2 protein-coding genes are annotated in these 2,322 nt (G+C 51.2%); both read left to right on the top strand.

Features of this window, described 5'->3' with window-relative positions; translation table 11 throughout:
* A partial coding sequence (locus ACEW8P_RS23050) for a hypothetical protein (RefSeq protein WP_373515423.1) occupies window positions 1-1,324 on the top strand: 1,324 nt, incomplete at its 5' end.
* A gap of 59 nt (window positions 1,325-1,383) precedes the next feature.
* A partial coding sequence (locus tag ACEW8P_RS23045) for a glycosyltransferase family 2 protein (RefSeq protein ID WP_373515422.1) occupies window positions 1,384-2,322 on the top strand: 939 nt, incomplete at its 3' end.

The raw sequence follows: 2,322 nt of genomic DNA, 5'->3' as shown, positions 1-2,322 counted from the left end.
GTGGGCCATTTGTAGTTTGCAGCACCAGCCGGTGGTCTTTTTCGTGTGCCTGTCCATGTTCTTGTTGGTAAGAAACCAAATCGGCTGGGCTATTCTGGCGGCCTTTTGCGCCAATTTTGCCATGAGCAACGGAATTTTCGTCTGGGTAGGCGGCGCGGGTATCCTGCTGTTCCAAATGCGCTACCGCGTACTGGCCCTTTGGGTATCGAGCGGCGCGGCGGCCGTGACGCTGTATTTTTCGGGCATGAGCAGTCTGAATAATGAATCGAGTCTGGGCTTTTTTTTTCAAAATCCCCATTTAACTTTTCTGGGTTTCTTTGCTTTCCTCGGCGGCCTTTTCGACCTCGTGCCCGACCATTCCATTCAAGTCCGCACCGCCTTGCCGATTCTGATGGGCGTGATGGTCATACTATGGGTGACTATCTGGTTATTGAGTTACCTATGGCCCTGGCTACGTGGCACCTGGGGTTGGACGAAAAAAATCCCAACCTGGATACAATCCTTTGTATTGGCTCCCGAAAAATCTGGTGGGGCCACCCCTGGCCGAACCGCGCTTGGTTATTTCTGCCTGGGCATCATGCTTTTTTTGTTGGCCAATGCCGGGGTTATTGCGTTGCTGAGGCCACGCTTTGGGTTTTTCGTCATGGTGGTAAGTAATTACAAGATTTACCCCTCTCTATTTCTTGTCGTCAGTTATCTGGCATTTGTAAACAGCACCGAGGGCAATTCACGAAAAGTAGGATTCAAAGTGGGTCTCGCCGTGAGCGTTATAATTTGGGGGCTAACGTTCGTCCAGTATGGCCCATCAATTTCAGAGCGGCGTAAGTACTTACTGGCCAATGCCTACAATCAGGAACACCACGGGTTTGGGCTGGGCCACGTTCCTGGTTCTTCTCAGGCGGCCTATGTGGACTCATTAATGGAGTTCATGACCGAGCGTCAGATTTACAGTTATCCCAATACCTTCGAGCCAATGGCCGACCAGATGCTCAGCACAACAGCAAACCCACCCGATTCTCTGCGTTTTACGATTGAAATAATTCCGCAAGGACTGCTGGTCACCGAGCCAGACCTGAAAATTCCGACTGGATATAACTCAGGAGCTTATACTTATTTTCGAAGAGACGGGATGCTTTATGTATTTATGCTTAACCAGCGTCGTTACTCCGGGCACAATCCGCTGATTCGGTACACGCCCGGTACAGAAACGGTAGTTCCCCATGAAGCGCTGCCGTCCGGTACCTACGATTGGGGAATTTTGCTTGTTAGCGGACCAGATAAGATCTGTCGTACCTTTATTGCCGGGAAGGTTTCCGTACCCTGATCTGGTACCTGTAAAATGGAACACGTACTTTTGCGGGCCAACCCTGCTAAGCCATTACCTTGAACAACTCTCCTCAAATATCCATCGTAGCACCGCTCTACAACGAGGCCGAGACACTTCCGCACTTGGTGGAAAGGCTCAATGCGCTGATGGACAGTATGAGTCTGACCATCGAAATTGTTTTGATCGATGACGGCAGCCTGGATGCCACACCTACGCTCATGCGGCAGTTGGCACTCCTCGACGCCCGTTACCACTGCGTATTCCTCTCACGCAATCACGGCCATCAGTTAGCACTTTCAGCGGGCATCGCCGCCGCGCGGGCTACAGAAGCGCTTTTCGTGATCGATGGCGACTTGCAGGATCCACCCGAACTGTTGCCCTCGTTTTACGCGGAAATGCAACAAGGCTACGACGTGGTGTACGCCGTACGCCGAAAGCGGAAAGAAAGTGCTTTGAAACGCGCCGCCTATTTTCTCTTTTATCGGTTGCTGAAATCCATTTCTTACGTGGATATTCCGCTGGATAGCGGTGATTTTGCACTCATCAGTCGCCGGGTAGCCGATGTGCTGATCAAGATGCCCGAGGAGAGTCGATACCTGCGCGGCATGCGCTCTTGGGTAGGTTTCCAGCAGAAGGGTGTCGAATACGAGCGCGACGAACGCATGGCGGGTGAATCAAAGTATTCTTTCAAAATGCTGTTCCGACTGGCTTACAACGGCATCTTCAATTTTAGTGAGTTTCCCGTCAAGTTCATGAGCCGCACCGGGGCGGTAGCGATTGCGGTGTCGCTCGTTTATTTTATCGTTACGGTGGTCAAGAAATTTTTCTTCACGGAAGTCATCGAAGGTTTTACGGCGCTGCTGTTTGTCATCATCTTGTTCAGCGGTGTGCAGCTGCTCGCTTTGGGCATCATCGGTGAGTACGTATTGCGCATTTTCTTTCAGTCCAAGAATCGCCCTCTGTTTATCGTGAAAGAAGAGATAGTCAACGGCGAG

This window comes from Persicitalea sp., from assembly GCF_041751555.1.
Classification (GTDB): domain Bacteria; phylum Bacteroidota; class Bacteroidia; order Cytophagales; family Spirosomataceae; genus Persicitalea.
Note: the sequence above shows the minus strand (reverse complement) of the source record. Positions and strands in the feature narration are given on the sequence as shown.